Below are 22149 nucleotides of genomic sequence, written 5' to 3' on the forward strand. Positions count from 1 at the left end.
GGGAGCGCCCGGGTTCAGCCGGACCGGGGGAACGCGAACCGCACGCCCGTGGCCTCCTCCGACACCTCCCACAGCCGCCGCCCCGTCGCGGCGTCGGCCGCCCCGGCGGACAGCTCCACCCGGGTCGGCGCCCCGCGCAGCTCACCCCGTCCGTCCGGCCCGATGAACTCCCCTCCGGTCAGGTCCGGTTGAGTTGCCGCGTACAGCTGCGGCAGCGCGCCCCGGTCGGGGGACTGGGCGAGCGGCTTGAGCACGCGGCCGAACAGCAGGGACACCAGGGGGACGGGGCCGCCGGTCTGGAGGCGGGTGGCGGTGTAGCCGGGGTGGGCGAGCAGGCTGCGGACCGGGCTGCCGGACTCGGTGAGCCGGCGGTGCAGCTCGTGGCCGAAGACGGCGTTGGCCAGCTTGGACTGGTTGTAGTAACCCATCGGCGAGTACCGCCGTTCGCCCGTGAGGTCGTCGAAGTACAGGTGCGCCTTGCGGTGGTTGGGCGAGCTGACGGTGACGACGCGCGGGTCGGTGCCCGCCGACAGGATGTCCAACAGCCGCCCGGTGAGCGCGAAGTGGCCGAGGTGGTTCGCCGCGAACTGCACCTCGTGGCCCTGCGGGGAGAGCGTCCGGGGCGGCGCCATGACCCCGGCGTTGTTGACGAGCACATCGAGCCGCGCGTGGTCCGCGTGCAGCTTCTCCGCGAACGCGCGTACGGAATCGAGGTCGGCCAGGTCGATCCGGCGCACCTCCAGCCGGGCGTCCGGCTGCGCGGCGGTCAGCTCGGCCGCCGCACGGCGCCCCTTCGCCTCGTCGCGCACGGCGAGGATCACCTGCCCGCCCCGGCGGGCGAGGGCCCGGGTGGTGGCCAGGCCGAGGCCGCTGTTGGCCCCGGTGACGAGGAAGACGCGCCCGGTCTGGTCCGGGATGTGCTCGGCGGTCCAGCGTTCTTGCTGTGTCATACGGCATAGGCTGCCCCGGGTGACACCGAGTGTCAACATGTCATTCGGTGTCATGCGAGGCATGGAGTACCATGAGGGGGTGACCACTCCCCGAACGACCCTGGCCGAGCGCAAGCGCCGGCTGGTCTCCGACGAACTGACCGAGTCCGCCTTGCAGTTGCTGGCCCTCAAGGGCTTCGACGCGGTCACGGTGGACGAGATCGCGGCGTCGGCGGGCGTCTCCAAGCGGACGTTCTTCCGCTACTTCGCGTCGAAGGAGGACGTCGTCGTCCAGTTCCTCGCGGACATGGGCACCGGCATCCGCGCCGAGCTGGCCGCCCGCCCCGCCGACGAGCCGCCCTCCGTCGCCCTGCGCCACGCGGTCTGGGTGCCGCTCGGCGCGTGCGCGGACCACGGGGAGCGCGCGCTGCGCGTCGTACGGCTGATCCTGCGCACGCCCGCGCTGCTGGCCCGCTTCCTGGAGCGCCAGGCGCGATGGCGCGACGACCTCGCGCGGGAGCTGGCCGGTCGGCTGGGGCGCGACGCCGAGCAGGACCTCTACCCGAGGCTGGCGGCGGGCATGGCGCTGGACGCGTTCGACGCCGTGCTGCACCACTGGAGCGCCGACGGCTCGACGGAGAACCCGGCGGAGCTGACGGACCGCGCGTTCGCGGTGATCGCCCCGGCGCTGGACGGTTCCTAGCCGCCGGAAGCCGTCATTCCCGTTGCTTGCCGCGGGCGCCTGTTCGATCATGAACGGCCGACGGCCCCATGTACCGGAGGCCGCCCCCGGACGAAAGGTCCCCTGTGCGCAAGCTGGTGTACTTCATCGCCGCCACCCTCGACGGCTTCATCGCCGGCCCGGACGGAGCCGATCCCACCGGCCCCGACGGTTTCTGGCCCATCCCGGAGGACTACCTCAAGCACCTGATCGCGGAGTACCCGGAGACCCTGCCCGGCCCGGCGCGGGCCGCGCTCGGCGTGACGGCGGAGGGCACGCACTTCGACACGGTCGTGGAGGGCAGGCGCTCGTACGAGATCGGCCTCGACGCCGGACTCACCGACGCCTACCCGCATCTGCGGCACCTGGTGTTCTCCCGCACCCTGGGCGAGAGCCCGGACCCGGCCGTGGAGGTCGTCGCGACTGATCCCGCCGCACGCGTACGGGAGTTGAAGCAGGAGGACGGCAAGGACATCTGGCTCGTCGGCGGCGGCGAGCTGGCCGCCTCGCTCTACGCGGAGATCGACACGCTGATCCTGAAGCTCAGCCCCACGACGATCGGCGCGGGCATCCCGCTCTTCGGCCGGCGGGCGACGTTCGAGCCGGCCGCCTGGGCGCTCACGGACCACACGGTCCTGGGAAGCGGAGCGGCGTATCTGACGTACCAACGTGCCACGGCGGGCAGCTGAGTCGGCGAAACCGGCCGGCCGGGCCACGAGCCCCGGCCGGCCGGTCCCGTGCTACGCGGCCGTGCAGGCCGCCCCGCTCAGGGTGAAGGCGGCCGGGGCGGCGTTCGTACCGCTCTGACTGCCCGTGAAGCCCACGGTCACCGAGGAGTTGGGAGCGATCGTGGAGGTGTACGAGGCCGGCGCGACGGTCACCGAACCGCCGGACTGGGTGGGCGTACCGCCCCACATGTTGGTGATCGTCTGCCCGTCGGCGAAGGCGAATCCGAGCTTCCAGCCGTCGATGGCGGCGGTGCCCGTGTTGCGGATGGTGATCTCGCCCTGGAAGCCGCCGGGCCACTGGCCGACCACCTTGTAACCGACCGAGCAGCTGCCCGCCGGTGTGGTCGCGCCCTCGTCCGTGGTCACGCTCACGGCGGCCGACCGCGCCGAACGGTTGCCGGCCGTGTCGCGCGCGTAGACCGCGAAGGAGTACGCGGTGTCGGCGCTCAGCCCCGTCACGGTCACGCTCGTCGTGGCGGACGAGGCGACCTTGGTCTCCGTACCGCCGCTGACGCGGACCACGTCGTAGCCCGCGACGGCAACGTTGTCGGAGGACGCGGCCCAGGTCAGCGTGGCGGAGGTGTCGGACACGGCGGAGGCGGCCGGGGTGCCCGGGGTCGTCGGGGCCTCGGTGTCCTCCTCGACCGGCCCGCCGTAGACCGTGGCCTCGTGGGAGGTCTCCGCGATCCCGTTCGCGCCGTGGAAGATGCGCTCGCCCCAGGAGCTGAGCCGCGCCGGGTCGAAGCCGATGGTCAGGTCGAGGATCGGGTCGGTGTTGCCGCTCCACGACCAGGCGATCCAGCCGAGCCCGAGCCGCTGCGCCTCGGACATCATCGTGTCCTCGTCCGGGTCCCCGTACTGGTCGGCGGGTCCGCCGAACTCACCGATGACCAGGGGCAGTCCGGCGTCCACGAAGGCGTTCAGATAGTCGGTGACCTTCTGGGCGGTGTTGTAGACGCTGTACATGTGGATCGAGAAGAGCAGATTGCCGGTCGCGTCCGCGTCGTACACCGCCTGGGCGTTGTCCCGCATGACGTTCTGCCAGTCCTGCCCCCAGTTGGGCGCGTCAACCATGATCGTGTGCGCGAACCCGGCGGCGCGCAGCTTCTTGATCGCGGCGGTGGTGGGGGCGGTCCAGCCGGCCGGATCGGTGTTGCCCCAGGGCTCGTTGCCGATGTTGATGACGACGTAGTCCTCCTGGCCCTGGAGGACGCTCTTGAGGGAGATCCAGTAGTCGGCCGCGTGGTCCAGCGTCCCGGCGGCGGAGTCCTCGCCGTATCCGGTGGTGTCGTGCACCTCCAGGACGCAGATGAGCCGGTTCGCCTTGCAGTCGGCGACGACGGCGGCGACGTCGTCGGGCCCGTTCCTGCTCCAGCGGAAGCCGTCGGACAGCACGACGCGGACGGTGTTGGCGCCGGTCGCCTTGATGTCCGCGAGGGACTGGGTTTCGCCGGGGTACCAGGTGTGCGCGTGGTTGACGCCGCGCATGACGAAGTCGTTGCCGTTGCCCTCGACCAGCCGTCCGTCGCTGATGTGCAGCCCGGTACCGGCGGCGGCCTGCGCCGGTGCGGCGGCTCCGAGGGCGAGGAGCCCGAGCAGGGTGGCCAGGACGGTGAGGATGACGGCGGCGGGGCGCTGCGCCGGGTGTCTCGCTGTTCTCACTGCGGCTCCAGGGGATGGGTGATGCACTGATGTGGGAGATGACGCGGGAGGCGTGGGAGCGCTCCCACGCGGTGGACCCATGAAGCCATTCGGTCAGGGGCACGTCAAGAGATCGGACGGCCTGAGCCGAGGTTCTATGGTTCGTCGTACCGGTCGCCGCACCCGATGGGCCGACCGCCCCGCCCGATGAAGGGAATCCCGCACGATGGCTGAAACCGACCAGAACGAGATACGGGCCCGCATCGCGAAGGGTCTCGTCTACACGGAGACCGAGGCGGCCTTCCTGGCCCCGGCCCGGCGCGAGGACGAGATCTTCGCGTACAACCACACACCCCCGGGCGACACGGGGAGACGGCGTTCGCTGCTGACCGAGATCTTCGCCTCGGTGGGCGAACGCACGGTTCTCCAGGCGCCGTTCCACGCCGCGTTCGGCAGCAACGTGCACATCGGTGACGACTTCTTCGGCAACGTGAACCTGACGTTCGTGGACGACGTGGAGATCCGCATCGGCAACGACGTCATGATCGCCCCGAGCGTGACCCTGACGACGACGGGCCACCCCGTGCACCCCGCGCGCCGGGCGGATTTCGGCCGCTTCTCGGAGCCGATCGTCATCGAGGACAAGGTGTGGATCGGCAGCAATGTGGTGGTCCTGCCGGGTGTCCGTATCGGCTACGGCTCGGTGATCGGCGCGGGCAGCGTCGTGAGCCGCGACATTCCTCCGATGAGCGTCGCGGTCGGTACGCCGTGCCGGGTGGTCCGGCCGATCACGGACGCGGACCTCGCGAGCCGCGCCTAGGGCCTGTCCGGCCCCGGCTCACCAGGCCCCGTGGTACTGGACGCCCAGGATCAGCGCGGCGATGGCCGTCGCCAGGAACACGATCCCGCCGACGATATTTCTTGATCCGACCCGCACATGGGCGATGATCGCGCCGATGAAGTAGAGGATGAGCCCGCACGCGGCGAGCGTGCCGAGCGCGGGCACGGCGAACCCGGCGAGCAGCCCGAGGGTGCCTGCGGCCAGGCACATGCCGAGCCAGGGGACGTACTTGCGGGGTATGCCCTTCATGTCGGCCTGGGACTTGGGGTACTCGTGGCCGATGAGGTAGGTCACGGCGGCGGCACCGTTGAAGAAGATGCCGAGGATGGTGACCGTGAGGTACGCGGTGCGCATGCGTTGTTCTCCGCTTCTGAGGGGGCTGCTCTCCAAGGCCGACGATTCGGGGCCCTGTTACGTGAGGTGGTGGGGGTCAACGCGCCGAAGGCCCTCCGGAGGGCTCGGTCAGCAACTCCGCCAGCCGGTCCGCGAAGGCGGTGACCCACTCCAGCTCGGGCCCGCCGCGAGCGACCCGGAACCCGTGCCGCCGGGCCCAGAAGGCGGCTTGTACGGCGTGCAACTGGGCCCAGCGGCGGACGCGTTCGCGCTCCAGCTCGGCGGCGTCGGCGAAGACGTCGATGATGCGGTGGGCGGCGCTGCGGAGGTCGTGGGCGCCCGGTCCCGGTCCCGCTCCCGCTCCCGGTCCCGCGAGGGCGTACGCGCGGGACTTCATCAGCGCTCCCGCGTCGTAGGCCGGGTCGCCCACGTACCCCTTGGGATCGACGGCCAGCCAGGGCTCGCGCTCGGCCCGCAGGATGTTGCGCCCGTGCAGATCCCCGTGGACGAGCGTGTCGGGCTGCGTTCGCCCCAACTCCCTTACGGTGGCGAGGGCGGCGCCGATGACGGGCCGCGGCAGGGGGTGCGCGAACTCGACGTCGTCGGTGCGCAGCGCGTCCTCCCATTCCCCGGCGCGGTCACTGAGCCGGGGCAGCCCGGCCGGCGCGGGCACGGCGAGCCGCCGCGCGAGCCGCGCGGCGACGACGACCACGTCGTCCCCGCCGACGGCCTCGGCGAGGGTCACCGCCGAGGCCCGCTCCAGCAGCATCGCGTACCGGCGGTCGTCCCGTTCGTAGAGGCTTACGGCCCCACGCCCACCCCAGGCGGTGAAGGCGTCGGGCTCGTGGTCGTTACCGGGGTGCGGGAAGGAGACCTTGAGCACGGCGGGGGGCGTGTGGTCGCGGCGTACGGGGACGATGACGCCGACGCCGCCGTGGGTGAGGGGGCCGTCGGAGGTGCAGCCCCAGGCGTCGACCAAGTCGCGTACGAGACCCGGCAGTTCCGCGATCCACCGCGCCCCGGCTTCGCCTTCGCGCTCGACGGTGGTCCGCGCGAACTCCTCGGGAATGACGATCATCCGGGCACCTTACGTGGGCGGGGCGGGACGGGGCTCGGGAAAGGGTGAACAGGGGTCGTGGCTGGGGGTTGTTGGCCTAGGGTGGCGATGCATGCGTTGGGGTGGTTATGCCGGAGTGCGTGAAGGTGGTCAGAAGCGGCCCTGCCGCGAGACAAAGCCGCAGGTCAGGAAGAGTGCTCCCCGCACGCGCGGGGGTGGTCCCTCGCCGGAGGCTTCGCCATCGTGCTCCTGCTGGTGCTCCCCGCACGCGCGGGGTTGGTCCCGGAGTCGTGGCCTTCTCCTCGACCCTGGGGTCGTGCTCCCCGCACACACTGGGACGGTCCCAGGAACGGCGGAAGGCGGCGCGGGCGCGGGAGGTGCTCCCCGCACGCGGGGCCCCGCCACCAGACCAGCGCGTCGAACTCGTCCGCTTTCCCCGCACCTCGCGGGGACGGCAGGCAGCGCCCCGTACCCTGGCCGACATGTCGCCCCACCCCCTCGCCCTCCACCCCCTGCGCTTCACCCCCGAGGAGATCCGTGAAGTCGTCGCCCTCTACGCCAGCAACCCGGACTACTGGCGCGCGGCAGGTGAGTACGACCGCGACGACATCCAGGCGGCGCAGGTCGAGGCCGATCTGCGCCGCGAGGTCGCCGTGGAGGGCGGCGAGGTGTTTCTCGCGCGCAGTGGGGAAGGGCGGCTCGTCGGGGTCGTCTGTCTGCTGCGTCGGCATCCGAAGGACGGTCTGCCCTGGATCGGGCTGCTCATGGTGGACGGCCGTGCCCGCCGTACGGGGATCGGGCGCCGGCTCGTCGGGCTGGTCGAGGACCGGTTTCGCGCCGAAGGGCGGAGTGGTCTCCGGCTCGCCGTACTTGAGAACAACCCGGACGCGTTGGCCTTCTGGAAGTCCCTCGGGTGGCATGAGATCGACCGGCGTCAGGACCTGGCCCACGACCGCCCGTGCATCGTCATGCACAAGCACCTGGCCTGAACGGGACGCGCCCGCCGCCGCGCGGCAGTGGGCGGCCCGGCGCCCGTAACAGCGGCCGGTACGACGGGGACCGAGAGTCCCGGAGCGACCCGAGCGCGAGGTCGGGTCGTCGAAGGCGCCCAGCGCGGGTGGCGTGAGCCGCTGCCCCTCTCGTAGCCGAGGCCGCTTACGGCGTGCACCAGCTCCCATCGGGCAGGGCGGGATCGCCGGTGCGCGGGGCGTAGGCGGAACCTTCAGGGGCGACGAGGCTGTCGAGCGCCCGGCCGCAGTTGAGGCGGGCACCTATGGGGGCATGGTCACATGCGGTGCGCGCCCGAGGCGCACGTACGAGATCCACCGCCGAGGGAGACACCCGATGCCGATGACAATCCGCCCCGCCCGACGCGACGACATCCCGTCCCTCGCAGCCCTGATCGAGGAGATCGAACGCTTCTACGGAGCCACGGAGATCCAGCCGCTCACGGAACGCCACACCCAGATTGAGGATTCGTTGTTCGCCCCGATCCCGCTCGCTCAGGCACTGGTCGCGGACCCGGGCGACGGGACCCTGGCCGGGATGGCCGCGTACTCGTTCCTTTGGCCGGCGACGGGGACGACGCATGCGCTGTTCCTGAAGGAGCTGTACGTGAGGGAACCGTGGCGGGGAGGTGGCGTGGGCGCCCACCTGATGGCGGAACTCCGAGTGGTGGCGTCTGCCCGCCCTGGGTGCAGTCGGATGGAGTGGATGGGGGACACGGACAACGCGCAGGCTTTGGCGTTCTACGGGGCGCTGGGCTTTGAGGTGGTGGAGGGGAAGGTGGTGCACCGGGTGGGGGTGGAGGGGTGAGGTGGGTGGTTGCGGTGAACGGGGCCTGGAGGCGCGGGTGTTGTTCTACGCTTGCGGCGTGTGCCTGCTTTGTTGAACTTGAGGCGGTTATGCCGGAATGAGTGAAAGTGGTCAGAAACCACGCCCACGCGAGACAAAGCCGCAGGTCACGGAGAGTGCTCCCCGCGCGCGCGGGGATGGTCCCACGGCCACAGAGACGGTGCGCGCCTCCTGGTCCTGTGCGGGGAGGGTGCCTCGCGGGGATCGTTTGTCTGATCGGCCGGCGTTCTAAGAGCGGTCTGTCAGCGGGGAGCCGTACGGGGGGCGGCTGGTGGGAGGTCGCCCGGCCGCAGGACCCGGCCCGCGGCCGGGCGTGCGTCGTCATGCTCAAGCGCCGGGCCTGAACGGCGGTGCGCCCGTCGCTGAGCGCGGCAGTGGGTGGCGCGGCCCCGTAACAGCGGCTGGTCGGGTGCTCAGGCCGTGGCGAACTCTCCCGTTCCGGCACCTTCCACGAACGACGAGAACGCCTCCGTGGAGACCGTCAGCCCCGGGCCGCCGGGCCGCTTGGAGTCGCGGACGGGAACGGCCCCCGTCGTCGCCAGGTTCGTGGCCACCTCGACGCAGGCACCGCCGTTCGAGCTGTACGAGGACTTGTACCAACGGAGGGATTCGGTCATCGCGGGAGTCCCATCGCATCCGGATGCTGTCGGTCTTCGTGCTGAAGAGTAGGGCGTAGGTGTCTGCGTGAAGAGGCCCGTTTCGGCCCGATTCCGGATGCGCGCGGGCAGCGAAAGCCCCACCGCGCCGGACGCGGTGGGGCTGCGTAACAGCGACTCGTCGTTACTCAGACGGTGCCGAACCTGCCGGCATTGACGCCGTCGACGAAGGACGAGAACGCGTCGGTGGAGACGGTCAGGGTCGGGCCGCCGACCTGCTTGGAGTCACGGATGGGAACGGCCCCCGTCGTGGCGACGTTCGCGGCCACCTCGACGCAGTCGCCGCCGTTCGAGCTGTACGAGGACTTGTACCAACGGGGGGATTCGTTCGTCACGGGGTGCCCTTTCGCAACTGACTGATCATGGCCAACGACGCTGCTGTGGACAGCGTTTCGCCCTGAAGCTGATGGTAGGCCGTGAGCATGGGCACCACGGACGACGGCTCTCGGTCGACGTATCCCTGCACCTGGGACTCGGCGTACGCGACGACGGACCGGTCGGCGAGCGTGAGCAAGTTGACCGGCATGTCGAACGACCGTCGCGCGCCTATGGCGAATGGCGATACATGAATGATCCAGTTGGGGCGCGCGGCCAACTCTTCCAATCGTTCCAGTTGTGCGTTCATGACCTTCGGACCGCCGACCGCTTGGAGGAGACAGCTCTCGTCCATGACGACGAACATCATCGGTGGCCGGGGCCTGTCGAGCGCGGCCTGCCGCTCCATCATGAACGAGACCCGCTCATCGGCCTGTTCGGGGGTGATGGAGCCACGTCGCAAGTCCCCCTCGGCCACCGCTCGCGCGTACTCCTGGGTCTGCATCAGTCCAGGGATGAGGCCGATGCGAAACAGTCGGATCTCCACAGCCCGGCCCTCGTAGCCCACGTACTCGGGGAAACCCTCCAGAAGGCTGCCGTGCCGCATCTCGCGCCACTCGCGTTCGAACGAGTCCGGCGTGCCGACGAGTTCGAGCGCGACGTCCAATCTCCGCGAGAACGGCAGGGTTGCGGATTTACGACCAGTTTCGATCGCGGATACGTGCCGCCCGGTGCAGCCGACCATTGTGGCGATGTGGTCCTGAATCCAGCCGCGAGCCTCACGCATCCTGCGTAAACGCGCTCCGTACGCCGCCTGCGGTGACGCGTCCGGATTCAGCTCCTTGATGTTGACCAATATGCCCTCCCTGGCTGCCACGTTGATGACTTTGCGAGGCTAGGTCACGCTGAGCGCGTCTGGTAGTGAAACCGCTACGGAGGGACACGAAAGCGTGCCTGTCGAAGAGCATGGAACCGCGCCGGCCCCCGGCCCACTCCCCACCCGAACCGACGAAGAACCCCTGAGCAGCGAGTTGCGGAGGGACCCGGACATCTCTCGTTACGCGTCGCTCGCGGCGTTCCCGCCGTGCCGGTGCGGGGCTCCCATCTGCCCGGATGGGCCTGCGAAGGCCGGGGCGTCGTCGGAGGACCTTCTCGTACGCGTACGGGAGACGAACGCGATGCACGCGAAGTACCGGCTGTGACGGCGCGGGCGCCTGGGGAGCCGGGTCGTCAACACGCCGCCCGTGAGCGGCTGAACGGAGTGGACGAGGTCATGAGCGGAACGACGAACGGCGTCGTGGTACGGGCGGCGGGTGGGCCGGGCCGTACCGATCCCCCGAGGGGCGGGGCGGCGGCATGAGCGAGCGGACGACGATCAGCGCGTATGCCACCCGCGAGGACGTGGCGTACGCGCTCACGACGGGCGGCGTACTGAAGTCCGGCTGGCTGGACGCGTATGCGCGGGTGCCCCGGCAGGCGTTCTTACCGGACACGATCTGGCCGTACGACATGGCGACCGGGAGGACGGTCCACGTATCGCGGACGGAGGACGCGCGGGCGTGGCGCGGTTTCGCGGACGCGGATGTGCCGATCGTGACGCAGTGGGACGACGGGGAGCACGCCGGCCGCGTGCCGGGGCGGCTGTCGACGTCGTCGGCCTCGATGCCGAGCGTGGCCTTCCGGATGCTCGACGCGCTCACGGTGGACGACTACTGCCGCGTCCTGGAGATCGGTACGGGGACGGGCTGGAACGCGGCGTTGCTGGCCCACAAGGTGGGGGAGGGGAACGTCGTCAGCGTGGAGGTGGACGAGGCGGTGGCGCACCGGGCGCGCGAGGCCCTGGACCACTTCTTCGGCGCGCCGGTGGAGGTGATCCACGGAGACGGGCGCGCGGGGGCGCCGGGGCGGGGCGTGTTCGACCGGGTGATCGCTACGTGCGGGGTGCGGGAGATCCCGTACGCGTGGGTGGAGCAGACGCGGCCCGGGGGTGTCATCGTGGCGCCGTGGGGAACGGGCTTCACCTCTGCCGACGCGGTTCTGCGGTTGACGGTGGACGCGGCGGGGAAGAGCGCGAGCGGGCGCTTCGTGGGGCCGGTGGAATTCATGAAGCTGAGGGCGCACCGGTCGGCGCCGATCGACCATGAGTCGTACGCGCCCGGCCTCCCGTCGGCCCCGCCGACGACGACCAGGTCCGACGCGGCGAGGGCACTGGCCGCCGCAGCCGACCGCTTCAGCCCGCTGGCCTTCGCGCTGGGCCTCCGCGTCCCCGCCTGCACGTACATCCCCGCCGCGAAGGTGCGCGGCACGCAACCCCACTGGTTCTACAGCCGAAACGACCGGTCGTGGGCGTGTGTGCTGGTGGAGGACGGGGAGGCGGCTGCTCGCGTGTGGCAGCGGGGGGAGCGGCGGTTGTGGGATGAGGTGGAGGGTGCGTATGCGTGGTGGGTGGAGCGGGGGAGTCCGGGGTGGGAGCGGTTCGGGGTGACGGTGCGGGGGGTGGGGGAGGAGCGGGTTTGGGTGGATGAGGTGGGGGAGTGGGTGTGAGGGGGCGGCGGTGCGGGGCGGGCTGACGGGAATGGGCCTGCTTGAGTTGGTGGTTGGCCTAGGGTGCTGGGTGTATGCCTGCTGTGGGTCTGTTGGGGTGGTTATGCCGGAGTCGGTGAAAGTGGTCAGAAACGCCACTCGTCCGGGACAAACCAGCAGGTCGCGCAGTGTGCTCCCCGCGCGTGCGGGGATGGTCCCGGACCCTCGGGATCGTCAGGGGTCGGCGCGTAGTGCTCCCCGCGCGTGCGGGGTGGGCCTGACGATAGGCGTAGGACGATTAAGGACGATGGGGGAACCCGCTCTGCTCCCCTGCGCGCAGGGGCGGCCCCACCGACGACCAGACCGTCCGCGCCCAGCTCCACTACTCGCGGAAGGCCCCACCGGGCCGGGTGGGGCCTTCCGCCGGATAGTGCGTCGCCTCAGGACTGCTGGCCGCCCGCCTGCTTGACGACCTTGTCCGTCACATCGACGGTGTCCCCGACGGCGGGCGCGTCGACGTCGACGTCGGTTCCGAAGTCGCTGAAGTCCATGACGACCTTCGCCTTGCCCCGGTTCGCGGAACCGGAGTCCTTCGCGCCCCCGGCCGGCTGTGCGGCGATCTCGATCTGCTGGCGGCGCATCAGCCCCTTGCCGTCGACCCACAGGTCCACCGGCACGGTCTCGCCGAGCTGTTCGCGCAGCTTCCGGGCCTGCGTGGCGTCGCCCTTGGCCAGCTTGTCGATGTCCAGGTCGACCTTGTAATGGGTCGTCTCGACCCCGCCCACGCTCTCCGTACCGACCTTCTTCACGTCCTTCTCGGACAGCGACTTGGAGTAGGCGAAGGAATCGGTCGGATCGCTCACCTGGCTGCTTCCGGCGGCACCGGAGGTCCGCAGCTTCTCCATGTCGATCTTCATCCAGCTCTTGCCGCCGGGCAGGCCGCCCTCGCCCTTCGGCGGCTTCTGGTAGATCATCTTGTCCACGACCCGCTGCTCCAGCCGCTGACCCGACTGCTCCATGGTCAGCTTGCTCTCGCCATCCTCGAAGTCCATGACGCCGGAGCCGGTGACTGTCCGGCTCTGCCCCTCGGCGCTGACCGAGGTCGTGATCTTCACGCGCGCGGACCCGGCCTCGGTGGTCTTCTTGTTGGTCGCCTGTACGACCTGGGAGGGCGACGAGTCGGCCGTCTTGCCCGCCCCGGAGGACTTTGTGTCCTTCCCCGCGTCGTCCTTGTCGTCCGACCCGCACCCGGCAAGCGCAGCAACGGCCAGCAGGCCCGCCACCCCGTACGCAGCCGCCCTGGTCCCCCGGGTCTTCACATTCGTCATCACAGCAGCCTCCCCAAACCGAAACCGTTACGTCAGGTATGCGCCCGGTGCCCGGAAGGTGATCCCGCATGCGAAGCGGCTGCCGTTCTACGCCAGCCGCAGTAGTTCGCGTCCAGGCGGGCTTTCTGATGCGCGGAAGCGCCCCTGCCTATGGCTGACCCTTGGGTGGGAGGGCTTTGCGGGGCTTGGAGGCATGTAGGTGTCGGTGGCATGCGACGGCGAACAGGCTTAGGGTCCAAGGGCGTTGGCGTACGCTTGCCGCGTATGCCTGATGTGTGATCGTTTAAGCGTGTATGCCGGAGTGCGTGAAGGTGGTCAGAACCGGTCCTGACGGGAGACAAAGCCGCAGGTCACGGAGAGTGTTCCCCGCACGCGCGGGGATGGCCCCGTGATGCGCTCGTGCTCCGTACCCTCGATGACGTGTTCCCCGCACGCGCGGGGATGGCCCCCAGAGGGTGGAGCCGGAAGGGGCGAGTACGAGCTGTGTTCCCCGCACGCGCGGGCATAGCCTCACCGGCGACCGCACCAATCCGTACCCAGCTCCGCCCCCCCGGAATCGCCCGCGAGGGGCAGGGCCCGCCCCCGTGCGTCCATGCCGCCCCGGCCCAACTACAGCGCCCAGGAGCGCCCATCCGCCTCCCCGTACCAGACCCGCTGCCCCGCCGGCGTCACCGTAAGGCCGAAGTCCTCCCGGGCGGGCGTCCCATCCGGGAAGACCGAGGACAGCTCCTCCACCGCGTCCCAGAGGCGTCGCGGGCCGATCTGCCGCGCCCTTCCCGACGCATGGAGCGTGGCTGTGGAGCCGTCCTCCGTCCAGAGGCCCACCCCGGTGACCTCACCCTCGTCGTCACGCCAGGAGCACGAGCGGTACCCGGGAAGGGCCAGGGACAGGGGGAACTTCAGCCGGTCCAGTAGGTCGGCCACGCGTACCGACGTGGCCCGGCCCGCCTGCGTCTCCAGCCCCGCGAAGTCCGGGGGCCTCGCGGGCCCGCGGCGCGGCATGAAGTACGCGGGTACGGGAAGGAACCGGCCGGTCGCCTCCCCGTGCTCCGAGACAACGAGCCGCGCGACCCCGAAGCCGACCGGCGCGACGACGACCGCTCCCGGGCGGGCCTGCGCCAGCAGAGCCGGTGGGATGCGACGCAGGGCGGCCGTGGCGATGACGCGGTCGTACGGGGCCCTGTCCGGACGGCCCTCCGCGCCGTCGCCGGCGTAGACGCGAGGCCGGTAACGCCCTCGTTCCAGGTTCCGTCGGGCGCGCCGGACGAGGCTGGGGTCCACATCGACGCTCACGACGTTGTCGCTTCCGAGGAGCGACGAGGCCAGGGCGGCGTTGTAACCGGTGCCGAGCCCGAGCTCGAAGAGGCGATGCCCCGGCTCGGCGTCCAGCGCGTCGAGCATGGCCAGCATCAGCCCGGGCTCGCTGGACGAGGAGGTCGGTACACCGTGCGCGTCCAGCTGCGTCGTGAGCGCGGTGTCCGAGTAGACGGCCTCCAGATAGCCCGGGTCTTCCTCGGAGACCTCGTACCAGCGCCCCTCCGCGTCCTGCCGGTAGAAGCTGGGTACGAAGTGCTCGCGCGGCACGTCGGCAAACGCGGCCAACCACTGGCTCTGGCGGCCGCCTTCGCCGAGGGCTGCGGCGAACCGGGCGCGTAGGGCGGCCGACGTGTGAGAGTTCGGATCGGTCATGTCGTGACCCCTTGCAAGTAGTCGGCGTGCGCGGCGGCGATGGGCAGGCCGGTGCGATTCTCGACCCAGGACCATGTGCCGGCCGGGTTGTTCTCGAAGAGCACCCATGTGTCATCAGGGGTTACGGCGAAATCGAAGGAGCCGAACACGATCCTGTACGAGGCCATGAACCGCCGGACGGCATCCCCGACCGATTCGGGCACTTCAGTCGTGCCGTACTCAAGGTTCTCGTAATCGGTCCGCCAGTCGGTACGGGCCTTCTCCGATGTGCCGACGATGGTTCCGGCGAACATGTTGCCGTCCACGACGACCAGGCGTACCTCGTACATCTTCGGGATGTCCTCCTGGCGGATACTCCTCGACGACTATGCCTTGCTGTCGACGGCCCGTGGGGATGAGTGCTTCGAGACGATGCGAAGGGTGTGGCTGCACGGCAGATCCCGGGCGGTGCGGGACATGGGTGAACAGGTGCGCGAGGTGGCCGCGTTGAAGGTGTGAACCGGCCTGCGGGTAAACGGACTTGAGTCTCACTTAGTCTCGGGAGGGCAAACGATGCAAATATCTGGCTTGGTGTCGTGAGGTTGATATGCCGGAATGTATGAAAGTGGTCAGAAACGCTGCCATCGCGAGATAACGTCGCAGGTCAGGCAGTCTGCTCCCCGCACGCGCGGGGACGCCCCGTCCGGTGGGTGGCGTCCTTCAGGCCCTGCTTCGCTCCCCGCACGCGCGGGGCGCCAACAATGAGGTGCCGCTTCGTCCAGGTCGGTCTTCTTGCCGCACCCGCCCGGCTACGCTCCCCTCCCATGACCGCCGAGCTGACGTCCGACCTCATTCGCGGCCTGCTCCGCGACCAGCACCCCGACCTGGCGGATCTGCCTCTCAGGCTTGCCGCGCGTGGCTGGGACAATCAGGTGTGGCGGCTGGGGGATGGGCTTGTCGTGCGGTTGCCGTGGGCGACCTCGTCCGCTGATGAGTTGTTGTTGAAGGAGCATGCCTGGGTGCCCGGGCTGGCTCCGGGGCTGCCGTTGCCGGTGCCCGTGCCGCAGCGGCTCGGGGTGCCGTCCGAGCGGTTTCCGCGGCCCTGGTTGGTCACCACTTGGGTGCCGGGGGAGCCCGCTGACCGGGTTCCGGCTACGCGGGGCGAGGATGCGGCCGACGCGTTGGCCGGGTTTCTCAGTGCGCTGCATCGGGTGGCTCCGGACGGCGCGCCCGTCGGGCGGGGGCGCGGGGGGCCGTTGGGGCCTTACGGGGAGGGCTTCGGGCGGGCGCTCGGGGCCGTTGCCGAGAGGGGGCTCTTCGTGGATCCGGACGGCGTTCGTCGGGTCTGGGAGGACGCCGTCGGCGCTCCGGACTGGGACGGGCCCGCGTTGTGGCTCCACGGCGATCTGCATCCCGCCAACGTGCTGACCGCCAACGGCACGTTCTGCGGGGTCATCGACTTCGGTGACCTCTTCGCCGGTGACCCGGCCTGCGACCTTGCCGCCGCCTGGATTCTCCTCCCGGACAACGCCGCCGACCGCTTCCACGCCGCCTATCGGCCCGCCCCGGACGTGGCGACTCTCCGCCGCGCCCGGGGCTGGGCGGTCCTGCGCGCACTGAGTGGTCTCCTCATCGCGGACGACGGTGACCGGGGGCTCCCCAACGGGAAGTCGACGTGGGGGCCGCCCGCTCGGAGGTCACTGGAGCGGCTGGTCGCGTCGCTGGGGTCGTGAGGCGAGTGCCTTGCGTTGCGGAGCCCGTAAAAGATGGGTGAGTTGGGGCTCCGCAGCCGCCGGTGCGCCGCCTCCACGCTGTGACGGGGGCGGAGTCGGCCGCGTCGTTCGTCGTGACCGACGACCGGCGCGGAAGGCATACGGTCAGACTACGGAGGGCTGCGGCGAGCACACACTCGCGCGCGGCGCTCGGGGCGAACGGGGAGGGAAGCGTGGCCGGAGATGACTGGGACGACGACCGTGCCTACGACGACGCCGTCCGGCGTGCGCGGCGTGCCACGCGGGTGGGCTGGACGGCGATCAGCGGCACGGTGACGGCGCTCGGCTGCGCCGCCGTCCTGGTCGCCGTGGCGTGCCTCCTGGTGGTCCTCGTATGGGCGTACCTCGTCGTGTCGGTCAACCGCTAGCCCGTGCCCAGCGCCCGGCCAGCCGGTCCACCGCCGCCGCCGTGAGGGCCGTGATCGCCGCGGGGAGTGCGGTGCGGATCGCCGGGGCGAAGCGGGGGGAGTGGTTCGGGGGGATGTCCGCGCCGCCGGTGGCCGCCCACTGGCGGGGGCTCGTGGTGCCCAGCATCCAGTAGACCAGCGGGATTCCGGCCTCGCCGTGGAGTTCGCGGCCCGCGTCCCCGTAGAGGGCGAAGTCCTCGGCGGCCAGGGACGGGGGCCAGCCGGTGACGCGTGCCGGGCCGTACAGGGCCGTGTGGGCGGCGCGGACCCGCTCCGTCGCGGCCGGGTCGCCGTGCAGGGCCGGGGAGCGGGAGAGCACCGTGAGGTCCGGGTCGCGGGGGCAGGCCGACGCGGCGCACTCGGCCCGGACGATCCGGTCCACCGCCGCCAGCGCCCGGTCCAGGGTGTCGTCGGCGAGGGCGCGCAGGCCGATGCCCAGTTCGGCGGTGTCCGGGACGACGTTGACGGCCGTACCGGCCCTCACGGTGCCCACGGTGAGGGCGAGTTGCTCGGCGGGGGCCGCCTCCCGGGCGACGACCGTCTGGAGGCGGCCGATCACCGCCGCGGCCGTGACCACGGGGTCCACGGTGAGGTGCGGGACCGCCGCGTGGCCGCCCCGGCCGTGCACGACGACGGTGAGGGCGGCGCTCGCGGCGGCGACCGGCGCGTGCGGGCCGCCGTGCGCGATCAGGCCGGCGGGGAGCGGGGCGGCGTGCTGGGCGAGGACGGCGTCGGGTCTGCCGAACCGCTCGTACAGGCCGTCCGCCAGCATGGCGCGGGCCCCGGTCAGGGTCTCCTCGGCGGGCTGGCCCACGACCACGAGGGTGCCGCGCCAGTGGGGGGCGGTGCGGGCCAGCAGGTCCGCCGCGCCGGTGGCCGCCGCCAGGTGGAGGTCGTGGCCGCAGGCGTGCATGGCCGGGCCGGTGCTCGCGTACGGGAGGCCGGTGAGCTCCTGGATCGGCAGGGCGTCGAGTTCGGCGCGCAGGTAGACGCGGGGGCCGTCGCCGTTGCGGAGGACGCCGACGACTCCGTGGCCGCCGACGCCCCGGGTGACGTCGAGGCCGGCGGCGGCGAGCCGGTCCGCGAACAGGGCGGCGGTGCGGGCCTCTTCGCCGGACGTCTCCGGGTGGCGGTGGACGTCCAGGTAGAGGGTGAGGGCGGGGCGGATCGCTTCCTGGGTGAGCGCCGGGGAAAGCGCGGGGTGGGCCGCTTCCTGAGGCGCGGTCAGGTGGGTCACGGAGGCTCCTGGCGTGCTCGTCGGGGGCGCTGGCGTCGGGTGCCAGCGATGTGTGTGCGGGACGCATGCCGAGCGGTGAGCGGCGGGCGGTGGAATGGTCGGCGTACACCCCCACCGGGGCGTACGCCCGTTGGTGGCCCCCGGACACGGTGGCCCCGGACCGGAGGAGACACCATGGAGAAGAACCTCAGCACCCTCGCCGACGAGATCCTCGAGCTGGAGGCCGAGACCTTCGAGATCTCGGACTACTCGGACGCCAGCGAGGTCGTGCTCGCCGGTTCGACCAGCTGCAGCTCGACCTCGACGTGCAGCTCCACCACCAGCACCACCTCCTGCACCGCCTGACGGACGGTGTGCGCGCCCGGTATCCGTCGTCCTTCCGGACGGGTACCGGGCGTTTCGCCGTCCCCGGGCTACGGGAAGGGGTGCGGGACCATGCGCATCTCCGCCTCGGTCAGGTCCGTGGTGCGGTGGCCGCCCCGGCGGAGCGCGGTGCGCAGGCGGGGCATGAAGGGGGCGCGGCGGCGGTTCCAGCCGAAGTCGATCGGCAGGAGCCCGGGGGCGAGGGTGGCGACGGTGCGCAGGCCCATGCGTTCCTGCTCCGGGGTGGTCTGGTCGACGGCGATCACGTCGTGCCCGGCGCGGGCGAGTTCACCGATGACGGCGCGGAGGTCGTCGCGCAGGTCGCCGGTGCGGGGGCGGCCGGTGGCCTCCCAGTCCCGGTAGACCTCGCCGAAGGGGCGTACGGCCAGGGGGCGCAGGTAGCTGTCGGCGTGGGCGGTCATCCTGGGCAGGCCGTAGAGCTGGGCGTGGTCCTTGAGGTGGCGTACGAGGTCGAAGTCGTCGGCCATCGCCTCCAGTTCGTCCCGGCGCTCCTCGGTCTGGCGGGAGAGGTGCGGGATGTACGTGAGCACTTCGGACAGCGCCCCTCGACCGCGGCCCGCGGGTCCAGCGAGGCGGCCGCCGCGAAGGAGAGGGCGCCGGGGCCGCCGTCGCGGCGTACGGCGAGCGCGGTCACGACGGGGACGGCCAGGTCGACGCGGTTGTCGAAGGCGTGGACGTCGTAGCCCTGGAGCGCGGCGCGTTCGGCCATGGCGGGTGCGGCCCGTCCGCCGACGGTGGCCAGGTCGATCTCGGTGAGCCGGGCGTTGCCGTACCAGGCGTTGAGGAAGGCGTCCCGTTCGACGAGTTCGAGCAGGCCGCCGAGGACGGCCTCCTCCAGGCCGCCGCCGATGGCGCAGCCGTTGGAGCACTCGAAGACGAAGTTGTCGGCGGTCACCCCCGCGCTGTAGTAGACGAGCCGGGACGGCACGAGGACGGGCTTGTCGTCGCGCAGCGACCAGCCCCACTCCCACGGAATCGCCCGGTCCTGGTCGAAGGGGTCCACGAGCGGGTCGTCGCGGTAGGTGCGCGGATCGTAGAGGCCGCAGACGACGGGGTCGACGGCGTCGGCCCGCAGCTCCGTCCAGGAACCGGTGACGGGGGTGGTCCGGCCGCGCCGGTGCGTTCCGGCGTAGCGTTCCAGGCCCTCCAGGAAGGCGAGGGTGCGGCTGGTGGAGAAGGCGTTCTCCTGGCCGCTCCAGGTGACGTCGTTGAGCCCGGCGTAGCCGCGTACGAAGACGCTGCCGGCGACGGGCGCGGTCGTCGGCGAGGTGACGTCGGACCAGGTGCCGCCGCCCAGCATCCCGCAGACGGGGTTGGCCAGGGCCTCTTCCGGCAGGGGGTACGAGGACGCGGGGCGCAGCCGGTAGCCGTCCGGGTCGGGCTTGGGGCGGGCGACGAGGGTCAGCGGGCGGGGCCCGGCGGGGGCGGGGGCGGGGCGCAGTCGGGGCAGCGGGGGTCGGCGAGCAGCGGGTACGTCCGCACCTGGAGGGTGGCCAGGTCGAGGCGGGTGACCTGGGGCAGGAGCCGGTCGGCCGGGCCGGGGGCGGGGGTTCGGCGCCGGGGCCGTCCAGCAGCGCGCGGCACAGCGCGGCCACGGCGTCGTGGGCGTGGTCGGTGAGCAGCGGCCAGGCGCCCGTGGGGCGCGGGCCGTCGGGGCCGCCGGTCTCCAGGGCGTCCCGCTCGCTGCGGCTGCGCAGGCGCTGCCAGCGCATCGCGAGGCAGCGCCCGCAGGCGGGGGCGGTGCCGTCGCCGCCCCAGGGGCCGATGAGGACGGCGGAGGCGGTGAGATGGACGCGGGCGTCCGGGCGTTCGGCCGCCCAGGGGTCCGGGGCGCCCCGGTCGCCGAGCGCGCCGGTCGCGTCGGTGGCGCCGACCGGGACGACGGGGAGGTCCCGCCCGGTCCGGTCGGCCAGGGCGGTGCGGAGCAGGGCCCTGGCCGCCTCCATGGGGGCGAGGACGGGGGCGAGGACGGGGGCGGGGGCGGTGCGTGTCGGGGTGCTCATGAGGACCTCGTCCAGCGGAAGGTCTTGACGGCGACGGCGCCGAAGACCAGGGCGAAGACGACGAGTCCGGCGCAGCCCACCCAGACGTCGGAGGGGCCCCCGCGTCCGGCGATCGCGTGGGACACGGCGTCGTTGAGGTAGCGCAGTGGCAGGACCACGGAGACGTGCTGGAGCCAGGACGGCATCGAGTCCAGCGGGAAGAAGGAGCCGGAGAGGAACGCCATCGGCAGCATCAGGAAGTTGGCGACGGCCGCGACGGACTCCGGGGTGTCGGCGAAGGAGCCGATGATGACGCCGAGCAGCAGGAAGGTGGTGACACCGAGGAGGAGCACCGGGATCAGCAGGGGCCATCCGGAAGCGGGCCGCAGGCCGAACACCGGCAGCATGGCGACGCCGACGAACAGCAGCGACTGCACGGCCCCGACGACCAGGGCGAGGACGTAACGGGAGCCGATGACGGCGGACAGCGGGGCCGGGGACATCCGGATCAGGCGCAGGATGTCGTCGTTCCGCCACTGCATCAGGGTGAACGCGATACCGAAGACGGCGGCGTTGGCGACGCCCCAGGACAGGACGCCGGCAGCGGTGTACGAGAGGTAGGAGAGGCCGCTCTCCTCGACGTCCTGGCCCCGGAAGATCAGGCCGAAGACGACGAGGAAGAGGAGCGGGAAGGCGAAGGTGAAGAAGAGGGTGCTCTTGTCGCGGATCTGGGCGCGGTAGCCCGCTGCGGCCAGTGCGGCGTAGGCGCTCATGGCTGGTGCTCCGTGGTGTCGGCGTTCCGGCGGGGGGTGTGCGCGGACCGGGTGAGCCGGGCCGTGAGGTCGAGGTAGACGTCCTCCAGGCCGGCGGTGCGGGTCTGGACGCCGTCGAGACCGGTCAGCTTGTCGACGGCGCTGAGGACGCGGCCGGCCTCGCGGGTCTCCAGGACGAGGGAGCCGCCCTGGACGGTGACCCGGTCGACGCCGGGGATGGCCGCCGCCTCGTCCTCGCCGAGGCGGCCGAGCGGCAGCATCAGCCTGGTGGCCGCCTTGAACCCGCCGACGAGGTTGTGCGGGGTGTCGGTGACCGCGACCGTGCCGTCCACGAGGATCGCGATGCGGTCGCAGAGCGCTTCCGCCTCGTCCAGGTGGTGGGTGGTGTAGACGATGGTGCGGCCCTGTGCCTTGAGGCCGCGCAGCACCTCCCACAGATCGCGGCGGGCCTGCGGGTCGAGGGCGGCGGTGGGCTCGTCCAGGAAGATCAGCTCGGGGCCGTGGACGAGGGCGGAGGCGATGGCGAGGCGCTGGCGCTGCCCGCCGGAGAGGCTTTCCACCTGGATGTCGCGCTGTTCGGTGAGCCCGACGGCCTCCAGCGTGGCGTCCACGGCGCTGCGCGGGGCGCCGTAGAGGGCGGCGACGGTACGCAGGTGCTCGTGCGCCCGCTGCCGTACGAAGAACGCGGAGGACTGGGTCTGGATGCCGACCCGGGGCAGCAGCGCGGTGTTGCGGGGCCAGGGGGACTCGCCGAACACGGCGACCGTGCCGCTGTCGGCCCGGCGCAGCCCCTCCATGATCTCCACCAGGGTCGACTTGCCGGCGCCGTTGGGCCCGAGCAGGCCGAAGAACTCGCCGCGGCCGATCTCCAGCGACACGTCGTCGAGGGCCTGGCGTTCCCCGTACCGCTTGGAGACGTGCCGGACGTGGACGGCGGGGGCCGGGGCGGCGGCCTCGCCGGGGGTGGTGGGCATCGCCTGTACCTCACTCATATCGCCTG

Annotated in this window: 22 protein-coding genes and 1 pseudogene; 9 read left to right on the forward strand and 14 right to left on the reverse strand. The window is 71.6% G+C overall.

Features of this window, described 5'->3' with window-relative positions; genetic code table 11:
* Positions 1–14 precede the first annotated feature (14 nt).
* Positions 15–950, reverse strand: coding sequence for an oxidoreductase (locus NEH16_RS20190; protein ID WP_265544207.1), 936 nt, complete (start codon positions 948–950; stop codon positions 15–17).
* 61 nt (positions 951–1011) lie between these two features.
* Here NEH16_RS20190 and NEH16_RS20195 point away from each other — a divergent pair, with 61 nt between their 5' ends.
* Together NEH16_RS20195 and NEH16_RS20200 are read left to right on the forward strand one after the other, a co-directional pair.
* A complete protein-coding gene (locus NEH16_RS20195) occupies positions 1012–1632 on the forward strand; it encodes a TetR family transcriptional regulator (RefSeq protein ID WP_265544208.1) in 621 nt (206 codons plus the stop codon).
* A 104-nt stretch (positions 1633–1736) separates the two neighbouring features.
* A complete protein-coding gene (locus tag NEH16_RS20200) occupies positions 1737–2339 on the forward strand; it encodes a dihydrofolate reductase family protein (RefSeq protein WP_265544209.1) in 603 nt (200 codons plus the stop codon).
* A 51-nt stretch (positions 2340–2390) separates the two neighbouring features.
* On the opposite strand, the gene NEH16_RS20205 is transcribed toward NEH16_RS20200, so the two are convergent.
* Positions 2391–4040 carry a cellulase family glycosylhydrolase gene (locus NEH16_RS20205; protein WP_265544210.1) on the reverse strand — a complete coding sequence of 550 codons (1650 nt, stop codon included), beginning with the start codon at positions 4038–4040 and terminating at the stop codon, positions 2391–2393.
* 205 nt (positions 4041–4245) lie between these two features.
* Between NEH16_RS20205 and NEH16_RS20210 the strand changes: the two genes are divergently transcribed.
* Positions 4246–4839: a sugar O-acetyltransferase gene (locus tag NEH16_RS20210; RefSeq protein WP_265544211.1), complete on the forward strand. Its 594-nt coding sequence runs from the start codon at positions 4246–4248 to the stop codon at positions 4837–4839.
* 18 nt (positions 4840–4857) lie between these two features.
* Here the strand turns inward: NEH16_RS20210 and NEH16_RS20215 are convergent, their stop codons facing one another.
* Positions 4858–5214, reverse strand: a complete 357-nt coding sequence (locus NEH16_RS20215) for a DoxX family protein (protein WP_265544212.1) — start codon at positions 5212–5214, stop codon at positions 4858–4860.
* Between the two features lie 76 nt (positions 5215–5290).
* Positions 5291–6271 carry an aminoglycoside phosphotransferase family protein gene (locus NEH16_RS20220; RefSeq protein ID WP_265544213.1) on the reverse strand — a complete coding sequence of 327 codons (981 nt, stop codon included), beginning with the start codon at positions 6269–6271 and terminating at the stop codon, positions 5291–5293.
* Positions 6272–6732: 461 nt separating this feature from the next.
* Here NEH16_RS20220 and NEH16_RS20225 point away from each other — a divergent pair, with 461 nt between their 5' ends.
* Together NEH16_RS20225 and NEH16_RS20230 are read left to right on the forward strand one after the other, a co-directional pair.
* Positions 6733–7239, forward strand: coding sequence for a GNAT family N-acetyltransferase (locus tag NEH16_RS20225; protein WP_265544214.1), 507 nt, complete (start codon positions 6733–6735; stop codon positions 7237–7239).
* 355 nt (positions 7240–7594) lie between these two features.
* Positions 7595–8065 carry a GNAT family N-acetyltransferase gene (locus NEH16_RS20230; protein WP_265544215.1) on the forward strand — a complete coding sequence of 157 codons (471 nt, stop codon included), beginning with the start codon at positions 7595–7597 and terminating at the stop codon, positions 8063–8065.
* Between the two features lie 452 nt (positions 8066–8517).
* Here NEH16_RS20230 and NEH16_RS20235 read toward each other — a convergent pair whose 3' ends face one another.
* From NEH16_RS20235 to NEH16_RS20245, 3 genes are all read right to left on the reverse strand, one after another.
* Positions 8518–8721, reverse strand: coding sequence for a DUF397 domain-containing protein (locus NEH16_RS20235; protein ID WP_265544216.1), 204 nt, complete (start codon positions 8719–8721; stop codon positions 8518–8520).
* 167 nt (positions 8722–8888) lie between these two features.
* Positions 8889–9095: a DUF397 domain-containing protein gene (locus NEH16_RS20240; protein ID WP_073965019.1), complete on the reverse strand. Its 207-nt coding sequence runs from the start codon at positions 9093–9095 to the stop codon at positions 8889–8891.
* The gene (locus NEH16_RS20245) at positions 9092–9931 is read right to left on the reverse strand and encodes a helix-turn-helix domain-containing protein (protein ID WP_265547277.1); all 840 of its coding nucleotides are present in this window, start codon (positions 9929–9931) and stop codon (positions 9092–9094) included. Before NEH16_RS20245 ends, NEH16_RS20240 begins: the two co-directional genes overlap by 4 nt.
* 500 nt (positions 9932–10431) lie before the next feature.
* On the opposite strand from NEH16_RS20245, the gene NEH16_RS20250 reads away from it, so the two are divergent.
* A complete protein-coding gene (locus tag NEH16_RS20250) occupies positions 10432–11619 on the forward strand; it encodes a methyltransferase domain-containing protein (protein ID WP_265544217.1) in 1188 nt (395 codons plus the stop codon).
* A 419-nt stretch (positions 11620–12038) separates the two neighbouring features.
* On the opposite strand, the gene NEH16_RS20255 is transcribed toward NEH16_RS20250, so the two are convergent.
* From NEH16_RS20255 to NEH16_RS20265, 3 genes are all read right to left on the reverse strand, one after another.
* Positions 12039–12926, reverse strand: coding sequence for an LppX_LprAFG lipoprotein (locus NEH16_RS20255; protein ID WP_265544218.1), 888 nt, complete (start codon positions 12924–12926; stop codon positions 12039–12041).
* A 609-nt stretch (positions 12927–13535) separates the two neighbouring features.
* The gene (locus NEH16_RS20260; protein ID WP_265544219.1) at positions 13536–14615 is read right to left on the reverse strand and encodes a methyltransferase domain-containing protein; all 1080 of its coding nucleotides are present in this window, start codon (positions 14613–14615) and stop codon (positions 13536–13538) included.
* Positions 14612–14944 carry a hypothetical protein gene (locus NEH16_RS20265; protein WP_265544220.1) on the reverse strand — a complete coding sequence of 111 codons (333 nt, stop codon included), beginning with the start codon at positions 14942–14944 and terminating at the stop codon, positions 14612–14614. The genes NEH16_RS20260 and NEH16_RS20265 overlap by 4 nt, the downstream gene beginning before the upstream one ends.
* 474 nt (positions 14945–15418) lie before the next feature.
* On the opposite strand from NEH16_RS20265, the gene NEH16_RS20270 reads away from it, so the two are divergent.
* Complete coding sequence (locus NEH16_RS20270; protein WP_265544221.1) at positions 15419–16327, forward strand: aminoglycoside phosphotransferase family protein; 909 nt, start codon at positions 15419–15421, stop codon at positions 16325–16327.
* 212 nt (positions 16328–16539) lie between these two features.
* Complete coding sequence (locus NEH16_RS20275; RefSeq protein ID WP_265544222.1) at positions 16540–16734, forward strand: hypothetical protein; 195 nt, start codon at positions 16540–16542, stop codon at positions 16732–16734.
* On the opposite strand, the gene NEH16_RS20280 is transcribed toward NEH16_RS20275, so the two are convergent.
* The gene (locus NEH16_RS20280) at positions 16724–18010 is read right to left on the reverse strand and encodes an amidohydrolase (RefSeq protein ID WP_265544223.1); all 1287 of its coding nucleotides are present in this window, start codon (positions 18008–18010) and stop codon (positions 16724–16726) included. The genes NEH16_RS20275 and NEH16_RS20280 overlap by 11 nt on opposite strands.
* A 174-nt stretch (positions 18011–18184) precedes the next feature.
* On the opposite strand from NEH16_RS20280, the gene NEH16_RS20285 reads away from it, so the two are divergent.
* Positions 18185–18355, forward strand: coding sequence for a thiazolylpeptide-type bacteriocin (locus NEH16_RS20285; protein ID WP_018105658.1), 171 nt, complete (start codon positions 18185–18187; stop codon positions 18353–18355).
* 68 nt (positions 18356–18423) lie between these two features.
* On the opposite strand, the pseudogene NEH16_RS20290 reads toward NEH16_RS20285, so the two are convergent.
* The 3 genes and pseudogenes from NEH16_RS20290 to NEH16_RS20300 all read right to left on the reverse strand — a co-directional run bounded on the left by NEH16_RS20290 (position 18424) and on the right by NEH16_RS20300 (position 22141).
* Positions 18424–20397 (reverse strand): annotated as a pseudogene (locus tag NEH16_RS20290) (TOMM precursor leader peptide-binding protein).
* The gene (locus NEH16_RS20295) at positions 20394–21149 is read right to left on the reverse strand and encodes an ABC transporter permease (protein ID WP_073965025.1); all 756 of its coding nucleotides are present in this window, start codon (positions 21147–21149) and stop codon (positions 20394–20396) included. The pseudogene NEH16_RS20290 and the gene NEH16_RS20295 overlap by 4 nt, the downstream one beginning before the upstream one ends.
* A complete protein-coding gene (locus tag NEH16_RS20300; RefSeq protein ID WP_265544224.1) occupies positions 21146–22141 on the reverse strand; it encodes an ABC transporter ATP-binding protein in 996 nt (331 codons plus the stop codon). The genes NEH16_RS20295 and NEH16_RS20300 overlap by 4 nt, the downstream gene beginning before the upstream one ends.
* Between the last annotated feature and the right edge of the window lie 8 nt (positions 22142–22149).

The sequence above is a fragment of the Streptomyces drozdowiczii genome (genome assembly GCF_026167665.1).
Lineage (GTDB): Bacteria > Actinomycetota > Actinomycetes > Streptomycetales > Streptomycetaceae > Streptomyces > Streptomyces drozdowiczii_A.

Coding starts and splice junctions, on each gene's coding strand:
- NEH16_RS20190 (WP_265544207.1), bottom strand. CDS start 950: ATGACACAGCAAGAACGCTGGACCGCCGAGCACATCCCGGACCAGACC.
- NEH16_RS20195 (WP_265544208.1), top strand. CDS start 1,012: ATGGAGTACCATGAGGGGGTGACCACTCCCCGAACGACCCTGGCCGAG.
- NEH16_RS20210 (WP_265544211.1), top strand. CDS start 4,246: ATGGCTGAAACCGACCAGAACGAGATACGGGCCCGCATCGCGAAGGGT.
- NEH16_RS20215 (WP_265544212.1), bottom strand. CDS start 5,214: ATGCGCACCGCGTACCTCACGGTCACCATCCTCGGCATCTTCTTCAAC.
- NEH16_RS20220 (WP_265544213.1), bottom strand. CDS start 6,271: ATGATCGTCATTCCCGAGGAGTTCGCGCGGACCACCGTCGAGCGCGAA.
- NEH16_RS20225 (WP_265544214.1), top strand. CDS start 6,733: ATGTCGCCCCACCCCCTCGCCCTCCACCCCCTGCGCTTCACCCCCGAG.
- NEH16_RS20230 (WP_265544215.1), top strand. CDS start 7,595: ATGCCGATGACAATCCGCCCCGCCCGACGCGACGACATCCCGTCCCTC.
- NEH16_RS20235 (WP_265544216.1), bottom strand. CDS start 8,721: ATGACCGAATCCCTCCGTTGGTACAAGTCCTCGTACAGCTCGAACGGC.
- NEH16_RS20250 (WP_265544217.1), top strand. CDS start 10,432: ATGAGCGAGCGGACGACGATCAGCGCGTATGCCACCCGCGAGGACGTG.
- NEH16_RS20255 (WP_265544218.1), bottom strand. CDS start 12,926: ATGACGAATGTGAAGACCCGGGGGACCAGGGCGGCTGCGTACGGGGTG.
- NEH16_RS20260 (WP_265544219.1), bottom strand. CDS start 14,615: ATGACCGATCCGAACTCTCACACGTCGGCCGCCCTACGCGCCCGGTTC.
- NEH16_RS20265 (WP_265544220.1), bottom strand. CDS start 14,944: ATGTACGAGGTACGCCTGGTCGTCGTGGACGGCAACATGTTCGCCGGA.
- NEH16_RS20270 (WP_265544221.1), top strand. CDS start 15,419: ATGACCGCCGAGCTGACGTCCGACCTCATTCGCGGCCTGCTCCGCGAC.
- NEH16_RS20285 (WP_018105658.1), top strand. CDS start 18,185: ATGGAGAAGAACCTCAGCACCCTCGCCGACGAGATCCTCGAGCTGGAG.
- NEH16_RS20295 (WP_073965025.1), bottom strand. CDS start 21,149: ATGAGCGCCTACGCCGCACTGGCCGCAGCGGGCTACCGCGCCCAGATC.
- NEH16_RS20300 (WP_265544224.1), bottom strand. CDS start 22,141: ATGAGTGAGGTACAGGCGATGCCCACCACCCCCGGCGAGGCCGCCGCC.